At 72.9% G+C, this 16706-nt stretch carries 16 protein-coding genes; 5 read left to right on the forward strand and 11 right to left on the reverse strand.

From position 1 onward, the window contains the following. Window positions 1-111 precede the first annotated feature (111 nt). On the forward strand, window positions 112-1356 hold the full coding sequence (locus BLT97_RS02835; RefSeq protein WP_176953617.1) for a DMT family transporter: 1245 nt from the start codon (window positions 112-114) through the stop codon (window positions 1354-1356). Here the strand turns inward: BLT97_RS02835 and BLT97_RS02840 are convergent. Beyond that, window positions 1346-2707 (reverse strand): transglycosylase family protein, encoded by a 1362-nt coding sequence (locus BLT97_RS02840; RefSeq protein WP_093607014.1) that lies wholly within the window; start codon window positions 2705-2707, stop codon window positions 1346-1348. The genes BLT97_RS02835 and BLT97_RS02840 overlap by 11 nt on opposite strands. Window positions 2708-2873: 166 nt before the next feature. After that, window positions 2874-3860, reverse strand: coding sequence for an acetylxylan esterase (locus BLT97_RS02845; protein ID WP_093607015.1), 987 nt, complete (start codon window positions 3858-3860; stop codon window positions 2874-2876). Between the two features lie 117 nt (window positions 3861-3977). On the opposite strand from BLT97_RS02845, the gene gndA reads away from it, so the two are divergent. Then, window positions 3978-5417 carry an NADP-dependent phosphogluconate dehydrogenase gene (gndA, locus tag BLT97_RS02850; RefSeq protein ID WP_093607016.1) on the forward strand — a complete coding sequence of 480 codons (1440 nt, stop codon included), beginning with the start codon at window positions 3978-3980 and terminating at the stop codon, window positions 5415-5417. Window positions 5418-5516: 99 nt separating this feature from the next. On the opposite strand, the gene BLT97_RS02855 is transcribed toward gndA, so the two are convergent. The 6 genes from BLT97_RS02855 to BLT97_RS02880 all read right to left on the reverse strand — a co-directional run bounded on the left by BLT97_RS02855 (window position 5517) and on the right by BLT97_RS02880 (window position 8574). Next, the gene (locus BLT97_RS02855; RefSeq protein ID WP_093607017.1) at window positions 5517-5732 is read right to left on the reverse strand and encodes a hypothetical protein; all 216 of its coding nucleotides are present in this window, start codon (window positions 5730-5732) and stop codon (window positions 5517-5519) included. A 74-nt stretch (window positions 5733-5806) separates the two neighbouring features. Next, window positions 5807-6259, reverse strand: coding sequence for a nitroreductase family deazaflavin-dependent oxidoreductase (locus tag BLT97_RS02860; RefSeq protein WP_093607018.1), 453 nt, complete (start codon window positions 6257-6259; stop codon window positions 5807-5809). A 62-nt stretch (window positions 6260-6321) separates the two neighbouring features. After that, window positions 6322-6753, reverse strand: a complete 432-nt coding sequence (locus BLT97_RS02865; RefSeq protein WP_425442659.1) for a GNAT family N-acetyltransferase — start codon at window positions 6751-6753, stop codon at window positions 6322-6324. Between the two features lie 7 nt (window positions 6754-6760). Then, on the reverse strand, window positions 6761-7192 hold the full coding sequence (gene panD, locus BLT97_RS02870; RefSeq protein WP_093607020.1) for an aspartate 1-decarboxylase: 432 nt from the start codon (window positions 7190-7192) through the stop codon (window positions 6761-6763). A 54-nt stretch (window positions 7193-7246) separates the two neighbouring features. Continuing rightward, window positions 7247-8308, reverse strand: coding sequence for a DNA topoisomerase IB (locus BLT97_RS02875; protein WP_093607021.1), 1062 nt, complete (start codon window positions 8306-8308; stop codon window positions 7247-7249). 35 nt (window positions 8309-8343) lie between these two features. Continuing rightward, window positions 8344-8574, reverse strand: a complete 231-nt coding sequence (locus BLT97_RS02880; RefSeq protein ID WP_093607022.1) for a DUF6480 family protein — start codon at window positions 8572-8574, stop codon at window positions 8344-8346. Between the two features lie 140 nt (window positions 8575-8714). Between BLT97_RS02880 and BLT97_RS02885 the strand changes: the two genes are divergently transcribed. Beyond that, window positions 8715-9134: a hypothetical protein gene (locus tag BLT97_RS02885; RefSeq protein ID WP_093607023.1), complete on the forward strand. Its 420-nt coding sequence runs from the start codon at window positions 8715-8717 to the stop codon at window positions 9132-9134. 72 nt (window positions 9135-9206) lie between these two features. On the opposite strand, the gene BLT97_RS02890 is transcribed toward BLT97_RS02885, so the two are convergent. Together BLT97_RS02890 and BLT97_RS02895 are read right to left on the reverse strand one after the other, a co-directional pair. After that, a complete protein-coding gene (locus tag BLT97_RS02890; protein WP_176953618.1) occupies window positions 9207-9929 on the reverse strand; it encodes a ribonuclease H family protein in 723 nt (240 codons plus the stop codon). Window positions 9930-10281: 352 nt separating this feature from the next. After that, window positions 10282-10812, reverse strand: a complete 531-nt coding sequence (locus BLT97_RS02895) for a 2'-5' RNA ligase family protein (protein WP_245769106.1) — start codon at window positions 10810-10812, stop codon at window positions 10282-10284. A 257-nt stretch (window positions 10813-11069) separates the two neighbouring features. Here BLT97_RS02895 and BLT97_RS02900 point away from each other — a divergent pair, with 257 nt between their 5' ends. Both BLT97_RS02900 and BLT97_RS02905 read left to right on the forward strand, forming a co-directional pair. After that, window positions 11070-13496, forward strand: coding sequence for a penicillin acylase family protein (locus BLT97_RS02900; RefSeq protein WP_093607024.1), 2427 nt, complete (start codon window positions 11070-11072; stop codon window positions 13494-13496). Window positions 13497-13924: 428 nt separating this feature from the next. Continuing rightward, complete coding sequence (locus BLT97_RS02905; protein WP_245769173.1) at window positions 13925-14503, forward strand: ankyrin repeat domain-containing protein; 579 nt, start codon at window positions 13925-13927, stop codon at window positions 14501-14503. A 106-nt stretch (window positions 14504-14609) separates the two neighbouring features. Here the strand turns inward: BLT97_RS02905 and BLT97_RS02910 are convergent, their stop codons facing one another. Then, window positions 14610-16487 carry an ABC transporter ATP-binding protein gene (locus BLT97_RS02910; RefSeq protein WP_176953668.1) on the reverse strand — a complete coding sequence of 626 codons (1878 nt, stop codon included), beginning with the start codon at window positions 16485-16487 and terminating at the stop codon, window positions 14610-14612. Between the last annotated feature and the right edge of the window lie 219 nt (window positions 16488-16706).

Below are 16706 nucleotides of genomic sequence, written 5' to 3' on the forward strand. Positions count from 1 at the left end.
GGCAGTACCCCGGAATGCGTGCTCAGGGACGACGACCGGGCGGAATGAAAGCGTCATCGTGGGTGTTATGAACCGCGACCGCCTGCCGCACGAGAACGCCCGGAGGGACACATGAGTGCCCTCGCGCTGTCCGTGCTCCTGTCCCTGGTCTCCGCCGTCGCCTATGCCGGTGGTGCGATCGTGCAGGAGCGCGTCGCCACCACCGGCCGCAGCCACTCGTACGCCCCGCTGCGCAGCGCCGGCTGGTGGCTGGCGGTCGTGCTCAACGGCCTGGGCGGACTGCTGCACGTGGTCGCCCTCGCCTACGGGCCGCTGAGCGTGGTCCAGCCGCTCGGCGCCCTCACCATCGTCTTCGCGCTGCCGATGGCCGCGCTGTTCGTGGGCCGCAAGGCCGGCTCCACCGCCTGGCGCGGCGCGATCATGGCCACCGTCGGCCTCGCGGGCATGCTCGCCCTGACCGGCTCCACCGAGTCGCACGCCCTCGACGGCGGCGAGCAGCTGCTGGTCGCGCTCACCACGGTGGGCGGTGTGGGCGCGCTCATGGTGACCGCGCACGCGGTGCACCGGCACCCGGTGATCCGCAGCGTGCTCCTGGCCACCGCGTCGGGCATCTCCTTCGGCATGGCCTCGGTGTTCACCAAGAACCTCACCGTGGACTTCACCGCAGGCAGCCTCCTCCACGAACTGCCCGGCCTCGGAATGATCGCGGTGCTCGCCGTCGGCGGTCTGCTCCTGTCGCAGGCCTCCTACCGCGGCGCGGGCCTCGCGGTGCCGCTCTCGGTGCTCACCGTGGTCAATCCCGTGGTGGCGGCCGCTGTCGGTCTGACCCTGTTCGGCGAGACCTTCCGCTACGGGCTCACGGGCACGCTCATCGCACTCGGCTGCGGCGTCGTGGCAGCCGGCGGTCTGATCCTGCTCACCACGGAGCGGATCGGGCAGGCGGCGGAGGCGGAGACGGAAACGGTGGCCGCGTCCGACGACCTTCCGGCACTGGCTGCTCCTGTGGGAGACCTGCCCGAACCGGACCTTCCCGAACTGGACCTTCCCGTCGGGGATCTTCCCCCGGTGGACCTCGACACGGCCGACCTGCTCGTTCCGGACACGGTCCTCGTGCCCGACTCGCCGGCCGGTGTGCACCTGCCGGGCTCGCCCGCCTCGCTCTCGGCCGAGGACGTGGTGCGCGCCGTGTCCACAGACTCCGAGGACGCGGACCCCGGGCTCCGGCCGGGGGTGCGCGGGCTGGCCGGCATCCCGGGCCAGCCGCCCGCCGTGGTGTACGAGGCGGGTGACACGGCGCACGACGACGTGGCGAGCGGCCGGCACAGCGGCCGCTGCGCACGCATGATCAGATCCTGACGCCCCCCGCCCGCAGGTAGGCCAGCGGGTCGACATCGCTTCCGTACTCGGGCCCCGTCCGCACTTCGAAGTGCAGATGGGGCCCGGTGCTGTTCCCGGTCGAGCCGGAACGGGCTATCCGCTGGCCCGCGTTCACCGTCTGGCCGGTCTTCACGACGAGGGCCGACAGGTGCGCGTACTGCGTGTAGCGGCCGTCCTCGTGCCGGATGACCACCTGGTAGCCGTACGCCCCGCCCCAGCCGGCCGTGACCACCTTGCCGGCGGCCACCGCCTGCACCGACGTGCCCGTGGGCACGGGGAAGTCGACCCCCGTGTGGTAGCCGCTTGACCAGGATCCGCCGGCGGCGCGGTACGGGGTGCTGGGGGATGCGGCCACGGGCGCGGCACGGCGGGGTGCGGTGCTCTGACCCGAAGGCTTGTTGTCCGCCGTCTTCGCCTCGGACCGCTGCTTCGCCTCCGAGCGCTTCTTCGCGTCCGCCTGCTTCTTGGCCTCCGCCTGCCGCTTCGCCGTGGCCTGCTTCTCGGCGGCCTGCTTCTCTGCGTCGGCCTGCTTGCGCGCGTCGGACTTCTGCTGCGCGTCGGACTTCTGCTTACCGTCCGAGCGCTCCTGCGCGGCGGCCCGGCGCTTCGCGTCCGCCTCGGCCGCCGATCTCTTCCGCTCCGCCGAGGCCGCGTCCGCGGGCCGCTGCGCGGCGCCGCCCCGGACGTCGAGGGTGAGCCGCTGCCCCGGCAGGATGAAGTCCGGGTCGCCGCCGACCACCTCGCGGTTCGCCTCGTACAACTGCCGCCAGCCGCCCCGTACATCCCGCTCGTCCGCGATGCCGGAGAGGCTGTCGCCGCGCACGACCGTGTACATCTCGGTGCGCCCGGCCTTCGACTGCGGGGTGGTCTCGGGTTTCGTGTCGGGCGGTGCGGCCTGCCTGGTGCCGGTTTTCGTCTTGGTTTTCGCCGGTGCGGGCTGTATGGCGGGGGCGTCTCCGCCGCGCGTCAGGCCCGCGCGCACCGAGCACACCGGCCAGGCCTGGGGCCCCTGGCCCGCGAGCACCTTCTCGGCGATGGCGATCTGCTGGTCCTTGGTGGCGAGGTCGGCGCGCGGCGCGTAGCGCGTTCCGCCGTACTCCTCCCAGGTGGACTGCCGGAACTGGAGGCCGCCGTAGTAGCCGTTGCCCGTGTTGATGGACCAGTTGCCGCCGGCCTCGCAGGCCGCGACCTTGTTCCAGGTGCCCACGTCGGCGGCGTGGGCGCTGCCGGTGCCGACCAGCGGCAGCGCCATCGTGGCGCCGCCGACCGTGACGGTGAGCGAGGCGCGGTTGATCCTGGTCGGCTGCTGACGGCGGTGACGGCCCGGCATGGTTTCCCCCAAACAACACGCGTCAAGGGCCGCAAACGTAATCGCGCCGAACAGGCCATGACAAGAGGGTCTTCGGCCGCCTCTGCGACAAGTCCTCCGTCACATGCCCCAGTTGATCAACCGCGCCCAAATCCCCCTCAGTCGCCCCGCCCGGCCCCGGCGCCTCTCAGGCGTCGCGCCCGGCCCTCAACTTGCCCGGGAGCCAGCGGAGTTGGATGGCCTGCTGGTACGGGCCGCCGCCCTCGTGGCCGTTGAAGTCGTAGACCTCGATCGACTTGTCCTCGCCCGCATACGCGTTGAAGGCGCCGAACACCGTCGACGGCGGGCAGGTCTGGTCCTCGAGCGCCGTGGAGAACAGGGCGGGCGCGGTGCCGCGGGCCGCGAAGTGCACGCCGTCGAAGTAGGAGAGCGTGCGCAGCACCTTCGCCGGGTCGGCCCTGCGGGCCTGGAGGTAGCCGCCGATCTCGCGGTACGGCATCCGGTCGGTGAGCGAGATCGCGCGCGGGAAGTCGCAGAGGAACGGCACGTCGGGCGCGATGGCCGCGAGGTCCGGTACGAGTCCGCCCACCGCGAGCGTCAGGCCGCCGCCCTGGCTGACCCCGGCCACGGCGGTGCGCGCGGCGTCCACCAGCGGGTGGGAGCGCGCGGCCTCCACGGCCCGTACCGCGTCCGTCATCAGGCGCCGGTAGTAGTAGTCGTGCGGGTCCTCGATACCGCGCGTCATGAAGCCGGGATACGCGGGTCCGCTGCCCACCGGGTCCGCGGTGCCCCCTTCGGCCCAGCCGCCGCTGCCCTGTCCGCGGCTGTCCATCACGAAGTGCGCGAACCCGGCCGAGGCCCACAGCAGATGCATGTGGGGCAGGCCGCGTCCGCCGCCGTATCCGATGTACTCGACCACCACGGGCAGCGGCTCGCCCGCGCCGGCCGGGAGTATCAGCCAGCCCTTGACGGGGTGCCCGCCGAAGCCGGAGAAGGTGACGTCGAGCACTTGGACACCGGTCAGGCCCGTGTCCACCGGCTCGAATCGGGCGTCGAGCTCGTGCTCGCGCGCCTCCGCGAGGGTCTTCGCCCAGAATTCGTCGAAATCGTCCGGGGCCGGGAATGACGGCCGGTAGGAACGGAGTTGATCGAGCGGAAGATCGAACAGGGCCATGGCGACATCGCTCCCTCTGGTGTCCACCGGACAGGTTGTCGGGAAGATATCCCAGAGCTCCGGGCGATACTGGCCCCCAGGCAGGACTTCCTTTCCCAAGGTCCAGGAGCGACAGGCATGAGCACTTCAGCCCAGATCGGCGTGACGGGACTTGCGGTCATGGGCCGCAACCTCGCCCGCAACTTCGCGCGCAACGGATTCTCCGTCGCCGTGCACAACCGCACCGCCGCCAAGACCCGCGCGCTCGTCGAGGAATTCGGGCACGAGGGGACCTTTGTCGCCGCCGAGAGTGCCGAGGAGTTCGTCGCCGCCCTGGAGCGTCCGCGCCGCCTGGTCGTCATGGTCAAGGCCGGTGAGCCCACGGACGCGGTGATCCGCGAGTTCGCCCCGCTCCTGGAGCCCGGGGACATGATCATCGACGGGGGCAACGCGCACTTCGCGGACACCCGCCGCCGCGAGAAGGAGCTGCGCGAGCAGGGCATCCACTTCGTCGGCACCGGCGTCTCGGGCGGCGAGGAGGGCGCCCTGAACGGGCCGAGCATCATGCCCGGCGGCTCCGTGGAGTCGTACGCCACCCTGGGCCCGATGCTGGAGAAGATCTCCGCGAAGGCCGCCGACGGCACCCCTTGCGTCACGCACTGCGGCCCCGACGGCGCCGGCCACTTCGTGAAGATGGTGCACAACGGCATCGAGTACGCCGACATGCAGCTGATCGCCGAGGCGTACCACCTGCTCCGCGAAGTCGCGGGCTACTCCCCCGCCGAGATCGCGGACATCTTCCGCACCTGGAACCGGGGCCGCCTCGACTCGTATCTCATCGAGATCACCGCCGAGGTCCTGTCGCACGTGGACGCGGCGACGGGCAAGCCCTTCGTGGACGTGGTGCAGGACCGGGCCGAGCAGAAGGGCACCGGCCGCTGGACCGTGCAGATCGCCCTCGACCTGGGCGTTCCGGTCTCGGGGATCGCCGAGGCGGTGTTCGCGCGCTCGCTCTCGGGCCACACGGCACTGCGCGAGGCCTCGCGGGATCTGGCAGGTCCGACCGCGCAGCCGCTCGGCGAGGCCGAGAAGGCGGCCTTCGCGGATCAGGTGGAGCAGGCGCTGTACGCCTCCAAGATCGTCTCGTACACGCAGGGCTTCCACGAGATCCAGGCGGGCTCCGAGGAGTACGGCTGGGACATCGACCTGGGCGCGGTGGCCGCGATCTGGCGCGGCGGCTGCATCATCAGGGCCGCGTTCCTCGACCGGATCCGCGCGGCCTACGACGCGCGTGCGGACCTGCCCTCGCTGCTGTCCGACAAGGGCTTCGCGGAGGAGATCGCGACGGCGCAGGACGACTGGCGCGCGGTGCTCGTCGCGGCCACGCAGCAGGGCGTGCCCACGCCCGGCTTCTCGGCGGCGCTCGCGTACTACGACGCGCTGCGCGCCGAGCGCCTGCCGGCCGCGCTCACCCAGGGCCAGCGGGACTTCTTCGGCGCGCACACCTACCGGCGCACCGACCGCGAGGGCTCGTTCCACACGCTGTGGGGCGGCGACCGCTCGGAGGTCGAGGCCTGAACCGGCTTCGGCAGAACCGGGCTCCGGCATACGGGAGTTGAGGGGCGGCGGCCGTGAAGCCGCCGCCCCTCACGCGTCAGCCCGCGTGCTCCGGCGCCGCTAGCGCATCGGATCGGGCTGCGGCTCCGGGTCCGGTACGGGGTCGGGGCCCGGCGGCTGCGGCACGGGCGAGGGCGCCGGTTCCGGGTCGGCGGGGCGCGGGAACGGGTCCGGCAGCGGGCCCGGATCCGGCGGCGGCCCGGGGCGTCCGGGGTCCGGCGGGTACGGGCCCGGGGTCGGCCCCGGCCCGGCGGGGTCGGGGTACGGGTAGGTCATGGCGATCCTCCTCGGGGAAACGGAGGCCTTTCCTCCCCACTCTCTCCCGGGCCGCGTTCCCCCGCCCGGCGAAGCTAGTCGTCCGCGGCCTGGGTGCGCCGCAGCCGTACCACCGGGATGTCCCGCTCGGTCTTCCTCCGGTACTGGGCGTACTGCGGGAACAGCTCGACCAGGCCCGGCCATACCCGCTCCTTGTCCTCGGCGCCCAGCGTCTCGGCCCGGGCCGTGAAGCGCTCGGCGCCCACCCGCACCCGTACGTCGGGGTCGGCCTCCAGGTTCAGGTACCACTGCGGGTGGCGGTCGGCGCCGCCGTCGGAGCCCACGAGCAGGTAGTCCTCGCCGTCGCGCCCGTAGATCAGCACGGTGCGCCGCCACTGTCCGGTCCTGCGGCCCCGGTAGTCGAGGAGCAGGCACGGGACGCCCATCACCGTGGTGCCCTTGGTGCCGCCGGACTCCTCGTACTTCTTCGCCTGGGCGGCCACCCAGCCCACCGGGCTGAGCACCACGTCCTCGCCGTCCGCCACCATGTCCTGCTCCTCGTCTTCGCCGGTGTCCGGGTCAAAGCGCCGTTCCTGCGGGGAAGTTCAGGTCACCACTTGCCGGGGTCGGCCGCCACCGCCGCCTTCGCCGCGTCCAGGAGGTCCTGCGGGGCGGCGGGGGCCTCGTCGGGGTGCTTGGCCGCCCAGCGCACCACGTACGGGCACAGCGGCGCCACGGCGAGGCCCTCGCGCGCGGCGATCGCGTAGAGCTCGCGCGCGAGGGAGCCCGCGACGCCCTTGCCCTCGTGGGCCGGCTCGACGACGGTGTGCACCGGCACGAGGGCGGGCGCGGGCTCGTCGAGCACGAAGTACTGGATGTGGCCGAGGAGTTCACCGTCGGCGCGGGCCTCGAGCCGGCCGTTCGGCCGGTCGTCGGCGATCACGGAGTCTGTCATGCGCCCAGTGTGCCAACCCGGCCGTCGGCTGTCCCCTCCGGCCGGGTGCGGTGCCGCCCGGCCGGAGGGGACGGGCCGGCCGGTCAGCCGGACGTCAGAGACGGGCCGCCGGGACCCGTGCCTGCGGGCTGCGCTCCTGGTCGGTGCCGGGAACGGGCGCCGAGGCGTCCTCGCCGAGCTCGACGATGCGGTTGCCGGCGTCCACGTGCACCACCTTGGGGCGCAGGGTGCGGGCCTCGGCATCGTCGACCTGGGCGTAGCTGATCAGGATGACCAGGTCGCCGGGGTGGACGAGATGGGCCGCGGCCCCGTTGATCCCGATGACGCCGGAGCCGGGCTCGCCCTCGATGACGTACGTCTCGAGGCGGGCACCGTTGGTGATGTCGACGATGTGCACGAGCTCACCGGGCAGCAGATCGGCGGCCGCCATGAGCTCGGCGTCCACGGTCACGGATCCCACATAGTGCAGGTCCGCCTGGGTCACCGTGGCGCGATGGATCTTGGACTTGAACATGGTGCGCAGCACTTTGCACTCCTAGAAGACGGCTCCCCGCCGGCTTTTTGCTGGTCAGGGGCGCCTTCACTGTACAACGGCGGGCTCTTTCCCTCGCCCCGTTCCAGAGACCCGCTTCGCGCGGAGCATGCGCAGCACCGCCCGTTCCATGTGGCCCTGCGTGGCCGGGACGCCGTCGGCGCTCTCCTCGCCCAGGTGCGGCAGGTCGGCGGCCACGGTCACGCCCTCCTCGTACAGCTCGATCACGCGCGGGTTGATGTACGAGGCGCGGCAGACGGCGGGTGTGTTCCCGAGATACCCGGCGACTTCGCGTACCGCCCGGGCCACGGCCTTGCGGCGTGCGGTCTCGCTGCGGGCCACGGACCGGGAGACCGCGAGCGCCACGGCGGCCATGACCGTGGCGTGCCAGGTGCGGAAGTCCTTGGCGGTGATCCCGAGTCCGGCCAGCTCCTTCAGGTAGGCGTTGAGGTCCTCGCCGGTCACGCCGTGCCAGGTGCGGTGTTCCCAGTAGGCCAGGAGCCGGTCGCCGCCGTTCCGGCGGCGCAGCAGGGCGGTGAGGCTGCGGCAGACGGCCGGGTCCGCGACCGTCTGCACCAGGTCCTTGCCGTGTTTGCCGTGGTACGTGAAGTCGACACCGCCCGCCCGGCAGCGGGCGTGCTCCCGCAGCAGCGTGGTGAGGCCGAAGCTCTGGTGCTGCTCGGTGTAGCGGTCGCTGCCGGTCCGGAAGAAGCCGAGGTCGAGCAGGCGTACGGCGGTCGCGAGCACCCGGTTGCGGGTCAGGCCGCGCTCCCGCAGATGTCTCTCCACGGCCTCCCGTACCGCGGGCAGGGTCTCGGCGACGTCGAGCACGTGCTCGTGCTTGGCCTGCTCCTGCTCGGCCCGGAACTGCGGGTGGTACAGGTACTGCCGGCGGCCGGCGTCGTCCGTGCCGACCGCCTGAAGATGCCCGTTGGCCCGGGCGCAGATCCACACGTCCTGCCAGGCCGGCGGGATCGCCAGGCCCCGGATACGGGCCAGCTCCTCGGGGTCGCGCACCGGATCCCCGTGGCCGTCCAGGTAGCGGAAGCCGCGGCCGTGGCGGACGCGGCGCAGGCCGCGGTCGGACGGGCGGCTGTGGAACAGTCTCATCGCGGCGTCACCGGTGCCGTTCTCTCATCGCGGCGTCACCGGTGCAGCTCGACGGCGAAGGCCAGCAGGCCCACCACGAAGAGCGCCACGACGATCATGATGGCGACCAGGGGCGCCTTCGCCCAGCCCCGCGGAGGATTGTGGGTCTCCCGCGGACCCGCGCCCGGGGTACTGCCCTCGGCGGGCGGCGTCTCGCCCGGCGGCACTCCGCCGCCCGGTTCGAGTCCTGGTGTGCGGTAGGGATCGGGATCCGGGTTGGTGTGCATGTACGGCGAGTGCCCTCCCGTGGCCCGCGTGAACGGGCTGTGCACAGTCCGGCCCGGGGCGGCGCGCATTCACCGCGGCCGTACGGGAACTCGTAGCCCACCGCACATGACCCGACACCCCACGAAACGAGGTTCCTCGCGTGTCCTCCACCGACCCCGCGCACACCCCGTATCCCTACGGGAGCACGGCCACCGACCCGCACGGCGGCGCACGGCAGGGCAACGGCATGGGCATCGCGGCGCTCGTCCTCGGCGTCGCGGCCGCCCTGCTCTTCTGGACCGTCATCGGCGGAGTCGTCCTCGGACTCCTCGCCGTGATCTTCGGCATCATCGGTGCCCGCAGGGCCCGCGGCGGCCGGGCGCCGTACCGCGGGCTCTCGATCGCGGGTGCGGTCCTCGGCGCGCTCGGCGCCATCGCCTCCGTCGTGATCATCGTGATCGGGGCGTCGATCCTGAACTCGGACGAGTTCAAGAGCTTCGAGGACTGCGTCCGGCAGGCCGACTCGCAGAGCGAACGTGACGCCTGCGAGCGGGACTTCGAGCGCGACGTGAACAACTGACCGTCCCTGCGGGCCACTCGGCCGGTCCCGGCAGCGCTCGACGCCGCTCGGCGGTCCCGCGCGCCGGGGCCGTCACGCCTGCGCGCAGGCCACGTGCCCCCAGCCGCCCGAGGCCAGCTTGGTGATCTTCTCCCCCGCGTCGTACGACTTCCCGCACGAGCAGCGGCCCGCGAACTTCGCGTTGATCACCGGAGCCTTCTTGCCGCTCCCCGTGTTCTTGCCGCCCCCCGCGCTCTTGCCGCTTCCTGCGTTCTTGCGCGGGGCGGCCTTGCGCGCCGACGGTTCGGCGGTCACGCGATCGGCGCGGGGCTCGGGGATCTCCGTCATGCCGTGGGCGGTGCCGGCCGGCTGCTGCGACTCGGCCGCGTCGCTGGCCGCGATGTCGGCGATGGCGTTGAGCAGATCGCCGTCGGCACGGTGGGCGGCGACATGGCGGAAGGTGACGTCACGGCCGGTGAGCAGCTCGTCGATCCGGATCACGAGCTCGCGGTTGGCCACCGGCTTCTTCGAGGCGGTGAGCCAGCCGTTGCGCTTCCAGTTCTTGATCCAGGTCGTGACGGCCTGCATCGCGTACGTGCTGTCCATCCGCACCTCGAGCGGCACGGAGGGCTCGGTGGCCTCCAACAGCTCGGCGAGTGCGGTCAGTTCGGCGACATTGTTGGTGGCGACGCCGAGCGGGCCGGCCTCCCAGCGCTGCGGGGTGCCGTCGGCGTCGGCGATCACCCAGCCCCACGCGGCGGGTCCCGGATTCTTCTTGGCGGCACCGTCACAGGCGGCGATGATCAGGTCGGACATGCCTCGATGATGCCAGCTGCGCGGCGTCCGTCCGAACCCGGCGGCCGTCGCCCGGACGTCTGCGCTCCGCATCAGGTGTGCGACCGAAGCCCGGTTCGGTCGTTGGATCCGGTATGGAGCAGGACCGCACCCAGCAGACTCCGCGTCGCCGCAGATGGCCGCTCGGCCGCGGAGCGCCCCACCTCCAGAAGGCGGCCCAACACCGCCCGAGCCGCAGGAGTTGACGCTGCGGGCGCGGGCGGCGCGGCTGGCCGCGGCGATGCGCTGAGCGGTCGGTGGCGGAGCGGTCCGCGTTGTGGGTCTTCGGGCCCGCATCGGGCGGGTCCGTACCCCTCAGCGCGTCCCGTACGCCTCAGCGCGTCCCGTCCGTACCGAGGGGAAAGCTGCGGGTGCTGCGCCAGGCCTGCCCGTCCCAGGTGACCAGGGTCACCTCGCGTACGGTCACGGTCAGCGGCAGGCGCGGGGCCAGTTCCCGTTCGAGGGCGTCGTACGCGGCGTCCGCGGTGTCCGGGCCCGCGCTGTTCGCGAGGGTCAGGTGCGGCGCGAGACCGGCCTCGCCGAAGATCCCGCCGTACGGTGCGCACTCGGGCCAGGCCGCGACGACGCTCTTGGTCAGCGCCCGCAAGGGATCGGCGGGCCAGGGCTCCAGGTAGAGCACCCCCGGGTAGCGGCCGAACTCGGCGAAGGTGAGCTCGAAAGGCTCGTGTCCGCGCACCAGTTCGCCGAGCCGGCGGCGTACGGAGTCGTCGACGTGGCCCTCGTGCAGGAACGGGAAGAGCACGGAGACGTGGGCGGGAAAGTCCTCCCGCATCAGCGGGTCGGCCTCGGGGACCAGGATCGTCAACGCGGTCTCGCCCAGCGCGTGGCCCCACCCTGAGCTCACCCTGTCCCTGCCCTTCCGAAGACCCGCCCGGCCGCCTGCTCCCCGGGCTGCCCGGCACCCCTGCCCGTCCGGACCTCAGGATGCCTGACGAGCGCGGACCGGCGGGCAGCGGGTCCAGTGCTGGCCGTGCCCCGCCCGTGCGACGGAGCGGGCCGCCCGGGGTAGCCCTGGGGCGTACATACTCCGGCGGACCGCCGCTCCGGGAAACGGGCCCCGCGCCGGATTCGGTGCGGCCCGGATTCCGCCAGGGTGACCGCATGGATGCGATCCGAAGTACGCCACGCCGTTTCTTCGGCGGGTGGTCAAGGAGGACGGCCGGTGCGGCACTCGCATGCGGCCTGGTGGCGGGCGGCGGTGTGCTGCTGCCCACGGCGCCGGCGGGCGCGGAAGACGGCGGTACGGTGCAGATCCGGCGCACCGCGTACGGCATCCCACACATCGTGGCCGAGGATTTCGGCGGTCTCGGATACGGCTACGGGTACGCCTACGCGCAGGACAACGTCTGTCTGCTCGCCGAGACCGTGGCGACGGTGCGCGGGGAACGCTCACGGTTCTTCGGGCCGCGCGACGGGGAGGCCGGGTCGGCGGACGGGACCGCGCCGGGGAACGGCGGGCCGTCCGGCCAGGAGGGGCCGGGCGAGGGACCCCCGTACAACCTCGCGAGCGACACCTACTACTCGGCGTTGCGCAAGGACGGCACCGTGCGGCAACTGCTGCGCCAGAAGGCCCCGTTGGGGCCTTCGCGTGACGCGCGGGAGTTGGTCGCGGGGTATGTCGACGGGTTCAACCGGTATCTGCGCGACACGGGGGCCGCCGGGCTGCCGGATCCGCAGTGCAAGGGGAAGCCCTGGGTGCGTCCGGTCACGCAGGACGACATCTGGCACATCCTCTACGACATCAACGGATCCAGCGGGGCGGTGCCTTACGCCCCCGCGATCGGGGACGCGAAGCCGGGCCAGGGCGGCACAGACGGTACGGGAAGCGGAGGCGGCGGACCGGCGCGGGCCGAGGCCGCCGAAGGCGCGCCTGCGAGCAACGGCTGGGCCGTCGGGCGCGAGGCGATGCGGCCGGGTGCGGGGAACGCCATGGTCCTCGCGAATCCGCATCTGCCGTGGGTGGGCAGTTCGCGTTTCTATCAGGTGCAGTTGACGATCCCCGGCTCGTACGACGTGGCGGGCGCGGGGCTGGCCGGGATGCCGGTCGTCGCGATCGGCCACAACGAGCGGGTCGCGTGGGCGCACACGGCGAGCGACGCGCAGCACGCGACGCTGTACCGCCTGAAGCTGGACCCGAAGGACCCGGCCCGGTATCTGGTCGACGGGCGCAGCGAGCGGATGCGGCGCACGACCGTTCCGGTCGCCGTGCGCGAGGCGGACGGCTCCGTCAGGACGGTCGAACGGACCGTGTACCGCTCGCGTTTCGGTGCCGTCCTCGGCCTCGGCTGGTCGAAGAGCACCGCCTACGCCGTACGCGACGCGAACGCGTCGAACCTGCGCTCGCTCGACACCTGGCTGGCCATGGGCCGCGCCAGCGACCTCGGCGAGCTGCGCTCCGCGCAGGACCGGATCCAGGGCATCCCCTGGACCTACACCCAGGCCGCCGACAGCGGCGGCACAACGTACTTCACCGACTCCTCGGCCGTCCCACACCTGACCGACGAGCAGCTGAAGCGGTGCGCCGTGGCGGGCGAGGAGGAGGCCCTCGACGGATCGACGGCCGCCTGTGCCTGGGGCAGCGATCCCGACGCGCTGGTCCCCGGCGTGTACGGTCCGGCCGCCCAGCCGAAGCTGACCCGTGGCGACTTCGTGGCGAACTCCAACAACGGGCCGCGGTACACCAATCCGGCCGCGCCCCTGACCGGCTTCCCCGCCGTGTACGACCACGGGAGGCTCGGGCCACGGGCCCAGCTGGGCCTCGACATGATCGCCGGGCGCGCCGACGGAAGTGACGGTCTGGGCGCACCCGGGTTCGACCTCGGCACCCTGCGCGCGTCGATGCTGGGCAACCGGGTCCTGTCGGCGGAGCAGGGGCGCGCGGACGTCGTGGCGCTGTGCCGCGAGCGGCCGCGGCTCCGGGCGACGGACGGCAGCCTCGTCGATGTGCGCAAGGCCTGTGCCGCTCTGGGGAGTTGGGGCGGGCGCGCGCACCCCGACCGGCGCGGCGCCGCCCTGTGGACGGCCTTCCACGAGCTGCTGCTCGGCCAGGAGGAGAGCTGGGCGAAGGTGCCGTACGACCCGGCCGAGCCGCTGACCACGCCGCGCGGGATCGACGTGACCCGGCCCGTGGTCGGCCGGACGCTGGCGGACGCGGTGCAGATGTTCGCCGCCGAGGGCCTGCCGGCCGACGCCCCGCTCGGTGCGGTGCAGCGCTGGGCGGGGATCGCACTGCCGGGCTGCGACGGCGAGCAGGGCTGCTTCAACGTGATGGACGCCGGGCCCGACTCCGGCACCGGATCGCCGGTGCGCGGTGCGTTCGGCACCACCTTCCTGATGGCCGTGACGCTGACGGACGACGGCCCGCGGGCCGCCACCCTGCTCACCTACGGCCAGTCGGCCAACCCACGCTCGCCGCACTACACCGACCAGACACGGCTGTTCGCGCGCGGCCGGTGGGTGACCGAGCGGTTCACGCAGGAGGAGATCCTGGCCGATCCGCAGCTGAAGGTGACCACGTTGCGGCGGTGAGGGACTGGGCGGGGTGCGCTCGTCGGGCCCGGGGCCCGCCGGTCCCGCACCGGCCTGACCGGCCGGGCGCCCCCGCCCCGTATCAACCGATCGGTGGACCCTCCTGTCCGCCACCCGTCTCTCCCACCCGCCCCGATGAAGCGATGCCCGGGGCGTCGGGCGTCGGCGACGATCTCCTCATGACGCCCCACCGTGAGGAGACCACCGTGCAGCCGCAGCGCAGGACCCCCCGTCGCCACGCCCGCACCCTCTTCCCCGCGGCCCTCCTGGCCGCTTCGGTGACGCTGCTCGCCGCGTGCGGTTCCCCGGCGCAGGAGGAACCGGCCGGCGAGCGCTCCTCCGCCACCGCCTCGGCCGGGCAGAGCCCCGCCGAGGAGACCCCCGCGAGCAAGGCGCCCAAGGGCGGGAACGCGCAGGCCTCGCGCGATCTGCTCGCCGCCGCGGCGCAGGGCGAGCCCGACGCGGCGCGCGAGGCTCTGAAGGCCGGTGCCGATGTGGAGGCGCGGGACGACCGCGGCCGTACGCCGCTGATCCTCGCCGCGACCGGGGACCACGATGTGGTCGCCCGGATCCTGGTCGATGCGGGAGCCGATCCGGACGCGCAGGACGAGCAGCAGGACAGCGCCTGGCTGGTCACCGGCGTGACCGGCAGCGTCAAGATGGCCCGCGTCCTGATCCCCGCGAAGCCCGACTACACGCTGGAGAACCGGTACGGCGGCACGTCCCTGATCCCGGCCGGCGAGCACGGTCACGCGGAGTACATCCGCGAGGTCCTGAAGAACACCGACATGGACGTCGACCACGTCAACAACCTGGGCTGGACCGCCCTGTTGGAGGCGATCATCCTCGGCGACGGCGGCGAGGACCACCGGAAGACGGTCCAGTACCTCCTCGACGGCGGCGCCGACCCGAAGCTCGCCGACAGCAACGGGGTGGCCCCGCTCCAGCACGCGGAGGACAAGGGCCAGGACGAGATCGCCGCGCTGCTGCGGGCGGCCGACGCCTGACCCGGCCGGCCTCCCCTGCGGGAGCCCGGGCGGGTTCCCGCACCCGAGACCGGCGTGAGGGGCCCAACCCCCCGGGGGCCCCTCACGCCTCCCCCTGCCCGGCCCGTCAGGCGGCCTCGGCCACCTGCTCCTGCCCGGCGAACTGCGTGCGGTGCAGCTCGGCGTAGCGGCCGCCCTGCGCGAGCAGTTCCTCGTGGCGGCCGCGCTCCACGATGCGCCCGTCCTCGACGACCAGGATCTGGTCGGCCGAGCGGATCGTGGACAGGCGGTGGGCGATGACCAGTGCCGTCCTGCCGTCGAGCGCCTCGGCCAGCGCCTCCTGGACGGCGGCCTCCGAGGTGTTGTCCAGATGGGCGGTCGCCTCGTCGAGGATCACCACACGCTGGCGGGCGAGCAGCAGCCGGGCGATCGTCAGGCGCTGGCGCTCACCGCCGGAGAGCCGGTACCCGCGCTCGCCCACCACCGTGTCCAGACCGTCCGGCAGCGAGCGCACCAGCGCGTCGAGCCGGGCCCGGCGCAGCGCGTCCCACAACTCCTCCTCGGTGGCGGCGGGTTGGGCGAGCAGCAGGTTGGCCCGTACGGAGTCGTGGAACAGGTGACCGTCCTGCGTGACCATGCCGAGCGTCTGCCGTACGGAGGCGGTGCTGAGCTCGCGTACGTCGACCCCGCCGATGCGCACCGTCCCTTCGTCGGCGTCGTACAGCCGCGGCACCAGCTGGGCGATGGTGGACTTGCCCGCACCCGAGGAGCCCACGAGCGCCACCGTCTGCCCGGGTTCGGCGCGGAAGGAGAGGCCGCGCAGGACCTCCTCGCCGCCGCGGGTGTCGAGTGAGGCCACCTCTTCGAGGGAGGCGAGGGAGACCTTGTCGGCCGACGGATAGCCGAAGCGGACGTCCTGGAACTCGACGGCGACGGGCCCCTCCGGCACGGCGCGGGCGTCCGGCTTCTCCTCGATCAGCGGCTTCAGGTCGAGGACCTCGAAGACGCGCTCGAAGCTGACCAGGGCGCTCATCACCTCGACACGGGCGCCGGCGAGCGCGGTCAGCGGGGCGTACAGGCGGGTGAGCAGCAGGGCGAGGGCGACGACGGAGCCCGCGTCGAGGCTGCCGCGGAGCGCGAACCAGCCGCCGAGACCGTAGACCAGGGCGAGCGCCAGCGCGGAGACCAGCGTGAGCGCGGTGATGAAGGTGGCCTGCGCCATCGCGGTGCGCACCCCGATGTCCCGTACGCGGCGGGCCCGCGCGGCGAACTCCTCCGACTCCTCCTCGGGCCGGCCGAAGAGCTTGACCAGGGTGGCGCCCGGCGCCGAGAACCGCTCGGTCATCCGGGTGCCCATCGCCGCGTTGTGCGCCGCCGCCTCGCGCTGGAGCCGGGCCATCCGGGTGCCCATGCGGCGGGCCGGGACGACGAACACCGGCAGCAGGACCAGCGCGAGCAGGGTGATCTGCCAGGACAGACTGAGCATCACGGCGAGCGTGAGCACCAGCGTGACCAGGTTGGAGACCACCCCGGACAGGGTGTTGGAGAAGGCGCGCTGCGCGCCGATGACGTCGTTGTTGAGCCGGCTGACGAGGGCGCCGGTGCGGGTGCGCGTGAAGAAGGCGACCGGCATCCGCTGGACGTGGTCGAAGACGGCGGTGCGCAGGGCCAGGATCAGGTCCTCGCCGAGGCTCGCGGAGAGCCACCGGCCCAGGATCCCGAGCCCGGCCTCGGCCACCGCGATCACTGCGATCAGGAGGGCGAGCCGGACGACCACGTCCGGCTCGTCGCCGCCGACGATGGCGTCCACGACCCATCCGGCGAGCACCGGGGTGGCCACGGCGAGCAGCGCCATCGCCACGCTGACGACCAGGAACTGGGCGATGCGCCGGCGGTGCGGGCGGGCGAAGCCGGCGATCCGGCGGAGAGTGGCGCGGGCGAAGGGACGCTGCTCCTGCTGTGCGTTCATGACGCTGTGCAGCTGGGTCCAGGCTGTGGTCTCCATGCTCATGCCTGGAAACCTAGAACCTCAACTTTACTTCAGGTCAAGAGCTGCTACAGTGCGAGAAGCACCTGTGCTCGTCCGGCCTCTCCGGACGCCGGTGCGGATCTTCTCTCCGCCCGCTTCTTGCGGGCCTCTCGGACAGCCGTTGCCCCTCGTTTCGGGCATGCACGGTCATCCCTTCCGGGCCCTCCCGAAGAGACCGGTTCTTCCGGTTCTTCC

Source organism: Streptomyces indicus, assembly GCF_900100315.1.
GTDB classification, from domain to species: Bacteria; Actinomycetota; Actinomycetes; order Streptomycetales; family Streptomycetaceae; genus Streptomyces; species Streptomyces indicus.

Excerpts from the sequence above, each read along its gene's own strand:
- BLT97_RS02900 (WP_093607024.1), top strand. The coding sequence starts at position 11,070 with ATGGATGCGATCCGAAGTACGCCACGCCGTTTCTTCGGCGGGTGGTCA.
- BLT97_RS02845 (WP_093607015.1), bottom strand. The coding sequence starts at position 3,860 with ATGGCCCTGTTCGATCTTCCGCTCGATCAACTCCGTTCCTACCGGCCG.
- gndA (WP_093607016.1), top strand. The coding sequence starts at position 3,978 with ATGAGCACTTCAGCCCAGATCGGCGTGACGGGACTTGCGGTCATGGGC.
- BLT97_RS02835 (WP_176953617.1), top strand. The coding sequence starts at position 112 with ATGAGTGCCCTCGCGCTGTCCGTGCTCCTGTCCCTGGTCTCCGCCGTC.
- BLT97_RS02880 (WP_093607022.1), bottom strand. The coding sequence starts at position 8,574 with ATGCACACCAACCCGGATCCCGATCCCTACCGCACACCAGGACTCGAA.
- BLT97_RS02875 (WP_093607021.1), bottom strand. The coding sequence starts at position 8,308 with ATGAGACTGTTCCACAGCCGCCCGTCCGACCGCGGCCTGCGCCGCGTC.
- BLT97_RS02910 (WP_176953668.1), bottom strand. The coding sequence starts at position 16,487 with ATGGAGACCACAGCCTGGACCCAGCTGCACAGCGTCATGAACGCACAG.
- BLT97_RS02890 (WP_176953618.1), bottom strand. The coding sequence starts at position 9,929 with ATGTCCGACCTGATCATCGCCGCCTGTGACGGTGCCGCCAAGAAGAAT.
- BLT97_RS02860 (WP_093607018.1), bottom strand. The coding sequence starts at position 6,259 with ATGGTGGCGGACGGCGAGGACGTGGTGCTCAGCCCGGTGGGCTGGGTG.
- BLT97_RS02855 (WP_093607017.1), bottom strand. The coding sequence starts at position 5,732 with ATGACCTACCCGTACCCCGACCCCGCCGGGCCGGGGCCGACCCCGGGC.
- BLT97_RS02840 (WP_093607014.1), bottom strand. The coding sequence starts at position 2,707 with ATGCCGGGCCGTCACCGCCGTCAGCAGCCGACCAGGATCAACCGCGCC.